6 protein-coding genes and 1 pseudogene are annotated in these 5,048 nt (G+C 58.8%); all 7 read right to left on the bottom strand.

Translation table 11 applies throughout. From position 1 onward, the window contains the following. Positions 1 to 328: pseudogene (locus ACILQA_RS09730) on the bottom strand (hypothetical protein); the annotation flags it as partial. A gap of 71 nt (positions 329 to 399) precedes the next feature. Beyond that, positions 400 to 948: a demethoxyubiquinone hydroxylase family protein gene (locus tag ACILQA_RS09725; protein WP_324478576.1), complete on the bottom strand. Its 549-nt coding sequence runs from the start codon at positions 946 to 948 to the stop codon at positions 400 to 402. Beyond that, entirely contained in the window at positions 927 to 1,406 is a 480-nt protein-coding gene (locus ACILQA_RS09720; RefSeq protein ID WP_395629513.1) for a disulfide bond formation protein B, read from the bottom strand. Before ACILQA_RS09720 ends, ACILQA_RS09725 begins: the two co-directional genes overlap by 22 nt. A gap of 115 nt (positions 1,407 to 1,521) precedes the next feature. Continuing rightward, positions 1,522 to 2,889 (bottom strand): S41 family peptidase, encoded by a 1,368-nt coding sequence (locus tag ACILQA_RS09715; protein WP_395629512.1) that lies wholly within the window; start codon positions 2,887 to 2,889, stop codon positions 1,522 to 1,524. A gap of 120 nt (positions 2,890 to 3,009) precedes the next feature. Continuing rightward, positions 3,010 to 4,176, bottom strand: a complete 1,167-nt coding sequence (locus ACILQA_RS09710) for a murein hydrolase activator EnvC family protein (protein WP_395629511.1) — start codon at positions 4,174 to 4,176, stop codon at positions 3,010 to 3,012. A gap of 4 nt (positions 4,177 to 4,180) precedes the next feature. After that, complete coding sequence (locus ACILQA_RS09705) at positions 4,181 to 4,603, bottom strand: 23S rRNA (pseudouridine(1915)-N(3))-methyltransferase RlmH (RefSeq protein ID WP_333569652.1); 423 nt, start codon at positions 4,601 to 4,603, stop codon at positions 4,181 to 4,183. 24 nt (positions 4,604 to 4,627) lie between these two features. Beyond that, the gene (gene rsfS, locus ACILQA_RS09700; protein ID WP_183941493.1) at positions 4,628 to 4,999 is read right to left on the bottom strand and encodes a ribosome silencing factor; all 372 of its coding nucleotides are present in this window, start codon (positions 4,997 to 4,999) and stop codon (positions 4,628 to 4,630) included. Positions 5,000 to 5,048 lie beyond the last annotated feature (49 nt).

The following is a 5,048-nucleotide window of genomic DNA, read 5'->3' as shown; positions in this document are numbered from 1 at the left end:
ATCCGGTAAAGCCGCCAGCACCCGATGCCGAGCAGCTCATCGTGCCGCTGGCGCCCACATATTCGTAGGATTTAATCCGCTCGGACATCGCCTGATTGCGCGGGTCATTGGGGTCGCCGCGCAAGGACGACGGAATGCGGTACCGGTCCGCCTCCCCCATCCGCGCGCAGACGACGATTTCGGCGCCTTGGCTTTCGGGGCATTTGTCGTCCCCATAGATGATCAACTGGTTGATCTTCTCATCACCCGGCTGCGTGGCGGGGGCATTTTGTGCCGGGGCTTGCGCCGACAGCATGAGAGCCAAAGCGGCGACGGAAATATTGGCCATTGCGTTCACGGGATATTCTCCAAAAATCTATGCTCTGGCTTGAACGTCGCAGGCTGAATGCGCGATGAAGCTCAAATATGTTTCGACACGGCAATCGCGGTACGGCAGCCCAAGCGGACAAGCGCGCTCATGACCGGATAGGCCAGTGCGCGCTCTGCACCTTCGGCCAGCGCGGTGGCTTTATGTTCAAGTTCGTCCGCCTGAAAATCGGCAATCATCGCCGATAATTCGGGATCGCTGTCACCGATTTCTGCGAGCTGCTCGCTATAATGGCGGTCAATTTCGGTTTCGATCGCCACGGTGCAGGCCATCGCTGCCTCCGGGCTGATCGCGGCAGACACCGCGCCAAGCGCAAAACCGGCGGCGTTCCAAATCGGGTACAAAGCCGTTGGACGCACGCCGCGTTCGGCCATCATCTTGTCAAAGGCGCTGAGGTGCCGTTCCTCTTGCTCGGCCATATGCGCAATGCTGCGCGCCGCCGGCGTCCGGTCACCCATCACCGCAAGCTGCCCTGCGTAAATGCGTTTCGCGCCAAATTCGCCCGCTTGATTCACGCGAATCATCCGGTCGATGGCCGCTTTACGCTGCGGTGTGGTTTTCAGGGTTTCGTGTTGCGCCATGTCATACCCAAGATGGCCACTGCGCCGCCCAACGACAAGAGGAAATTATAGCCGGCGAGCGAAATGCCGAACAAAGACCATGGTGCCACGTCGCAGCGGACCAAGGGTGCGTTCATGATCGACTTGAGCAAATCATCCCCGCTGCCCGAAATTGTTGCGGTGCACGCGGTCAGCCCTTCCCACCAGCCATATTCGACGCCAGCATGAAAGCCCGCGATGCCGCCGCTGGTCGCGATGGCCAAGGCCGCAAGCGCCACCAATGTTTTGCGAAAGGCAAGGTTGCCAACGCCAAAGGCAATGACCGCAATCGCGACCGCGGCAAAATGCGGATAACGCTGCCACCAGCACATTTCGCACGGGAAAAGCCCGCCAATATATTGCGAACCATATGCCCCCGCGAGCAACGCCGCCGGTAACAGGAATGCGAGCCAATGGGCGTTGTCAAATTTCGACGTCATGTACGCACTTCACTCCGCATCATTGTCATCCTGAACTTGTTTCAGGATCTTACTTCAGCACCGCCAAGAAAGTAAGATGCTGAAACAAGTTCAGCATGACGGGGTTGGGTAAAACTCAATTCTGCGCCCTGCCCTTTACGGGCTTTGCGGCAAGTTTCATCGTTTTGGATCCAAGCCGCTGCAAGGTCTCCATCGCGTAATATAGTTGGAAATCGTCAATGCCCTTGGCCTTCAACTGTTCGGCCGTCATGGCAAAACGCGGATCGTCGATGCGGTCTTCTTCAAGGTCTTTGCTGTTGTCTTTCAATTCATTGACCAAGTGACGACGCAAATCGGATTCGCGCACGGACACGCGCTTTTTATAATCGGGATCGGTCAATTGCGGTACGCGGATATCGGGCTTTATGCCGCCTTCCTGCACCGAACGACCCGATGGCAGATGGTAGCGCGCAACGGTGAGGCGAAGGCCCGTGTCCCGCGTCAACGGCAGGACAGTCTGCACCGATCCCTTGCCGAAACTGCGTTCACCCATGACCAAGCCGCGATGATGGTCTTGCAAAGCGCCAGCCACAATTTCGGATGCCGATGCAGAGCCTGCATCAACCAGAACGATGATCGGCGCGCCGCCGGTGACATCGCCCGGAACAGCGCGTTCGGCCCACCAGCGTTGGATGTCGCTTTTGTCACGGCCGCGTTCGGAAACAATCTCACCACTCGACAGGAAAGCATCAGAAACCGAAACGGCTTCGTCCAATATGCCACCGGGGTTGGACCGCAGGTCGATGATGTAACCCAACGGATTTCCGCCAAGCGATTTCTTTATGCCGGACACAGCAGCAACAACGTCAGCGCCGGTTTGTTCGGAAAAACCGGTGATGGAAATAACGCCAATGCGGTTTTTCACTTCCCACCGCACTGGTTTCAAATCGATGACCGCGCGCGTGACCGTCACGTCGAACGGCGCATCACGCCCGGGCCGGAAAATGGTGAGCTTGATGGATGTGCCCGGAACACCGCGCATCGCTTCGACAGCTTCGTCGAGCGTTCCGCCAATGATCAACTTGCCGTCCAAATGCGTGATAAAATCGCCCGACTTGATACCGGCCTTGTCAGCGGGCGTGTCCTTGGTGGGGGCGATGACCTTCACCGCTTCATCCTCAAGCGTAACCGTCAGGCCAAGGCCGCCATATTCGCCATCAATCTGTGTTTGCAGCGAGCTGAAGTCGGATTTGTCGAGGAAGGCACTGTGCGGATCGAGGCTGGCGAGCATCCCCTGAATCGCGCCTTCCATCAATTGCTTGTCATCGACCTTGTCGACATAGCTTAATTTAACCTTGCGATAGACCGCGAGGAATTCCTCAAGCTCTTTGAAACGGTCAGCTTGCGCTTGTTGCTGCTGAACGCTTTGCGCGACCAGCACAGTCGCAGGGACCGACAGCGCCAAAACAATGGCGCAAGTCGCGGGCAGCAAACGGTTCTTCATATACCAATCCATTTCATCATTTCGGCGATGCTATATCCCGCCTTAACCCGCGGTGAAAGCATGATTAGCACGAACAGCATGCGGGCATCGACAAGAACGCACATAGGCCCTGACCCTAACTCATCCCAATATCGTGGCAATATCCATCACACGGCCATTTTTGCGCAGTTCAATGCCGATTTCGGGCGCGTCTGGTTTGGCGGAGCCCAGAACAAAGCCTTGCTTCACCGCCTGCCCCTTTTTGACCTGCGTGCTGCCCAGATGTGTAATCAGGCTGTTCCAGCCATTGCCATGTTCAATGATCACAATCCGCCCATAGCTGCGATAGCGGCCAGCAAAGGAAATCGTCCCCGCTGCGGGCGCGACCACGCGCATATTGTCGGCAAGTGCAATGCGGACGCCGCGCTCCCGATAGCCAGTGGCGTTGAGTTCGTTAAAACCCGACAACAGCTTGCCGCGCGCGGGCAGGATATAGGCCGTCCCCGCCGCCGCAGCCTTGGTCGCGCGCCCGGGGCGGAGCATCGGCCCGTCCAGCGCCGCGAGTTCAGACGCTTTTTCGGCGCTCAGCCGCTGGATATCCATGCGCCCGACAATATCGCGTGCCCGCTCGCCTTGCGCGATCGCTTGTTCAAATGCGATGGCGGCATCGGCGGACAGTGCGCCGGCCTTGCCACCGGCGGCGCTTTGCAGTCTGGCCAAATCTGTCTGGCGGCTTTTCAACCGGCTGCGCGCATCGCCCAGCGATTTCAGCGCGCGATATTCCTGCACCCGCAATTCGCTTTGTACCGCAATGTGTTGGCGCAAGTCGCTGGTGCGGCGGATGATCTGTGGCTGCACGGTCGCCATGATCGCGCGCACATGGACATAATCTTCGCGTTGCCCGGGCTGCATCATCATCAGCACCGCCGGGCGGCCCGTCATTTGCTGAAGCGCGGCGTTCAGGCGCAGCACGGGTTCGCTTTCCACACCAAGCTGTGCCCGCTGAAGCTCTTGTTGGCGGCTGATGATGGCAATCCGCGCGGTCGCCGCTGCTATCTGCGCTTCGGCGGCGTCGATTTCGGCGGACAGCACCGCCCTTTGCGCGACCAACCGGTCTGCGGTGCTTTCGGCATTGCTTGCCTCCTGCCGCAACAGCTCACTGCGCCGTTCAGCACGCAACGCCTTTTCCTGAGCAGCGCGCAGGGCGTCTTGTTGCGCGCTGTTGCTGCCCGCGCTTTGCGCCATCAGGCTGCTCGCAATGGCAAAGGGCGTGAGCATCAAGAGCAAAAGGACGGACCAGAACCGCATGCCCCTATCCTTCACGATGATAGGGGTGGTTGGCAATGATTGATGTTGCACGGAACAATTGTTCAGCCAGCATCGCGCGGGCCATCAAATGCGGCCATGTCGCTTTGCCAAAGGCGATGAGCTTGTCGGCGCCAGCACGGGCTTCGTCATCAAAACCGTCGGCAGCGCCAATCAGGAAACGCACTTCGCGCACGCCATCGTCGCGCCAGCGTTCCAGCAAGCGGGCAAGTTCGACCGAGCCAAGCTGTTCGCCTTTTTCATCCAAGATGATGGTTTTGCAGGGGCTGTCCGAATGGGGAAGGTCGCCGCCCTTATCAGGCATTTCGCTGTGCCGCGTTGGCCAGCTGATCCGTTTCAGATATCGGTCGACCAGCTCCGCTTCAGCAGAGCGGCCGATTTTGCCGCGCGCGATGATGTGCAGGCGCATCGCCATCGGCGCGGACGTTCGGGCTTATTGGGCCGGAACTTCGGGCGCGTCGCCAAATGCCCACATGCGTTCCAGATTGTAGAAGCTGCGGACTTCGGGACGGAACAGATGCACGATGACATCTTCGGCGTCGATCAACACCCAGTCTGCCGATGGCAAACCTTCGATGCGGGCATGACGTCCGGCTTTCTTGATACGCTCGGCAAGCTTTTGCGCCATCGACGCCACCTGCCGCGATGAACGGCCAGATGCGACGACCATATGGTCGGCGATGTTGCTTTTGCCTTCAAGCGGGATGGTCACCACTTCCTGCGCCTGATCATCGTCGAGCGATTGCAGGATTAGCGCGTGGAGGGCGTCCGGGGTCAAAGTGGGTTCCTTGGACTTGGCGGCCAGATTGCCGGCAGTCGGAACGGATGCGGTATCGATCAAGATTGCTCCTTAA

The sequence above is a fragment of the Sphingorhabdus sp. genome (genome assembly GCF_044239005.1).
GTDB lineage: Bacteria > Pseudomonadota > Alphaproteobacteria > Sphingomonadales > Sphingomonadaceae > Sphingorhabdus_B.
Note: the sequence above shows the minus strand (reverse complement) of the source record. Positions and strands in the feature narration are given on the sequence as shown.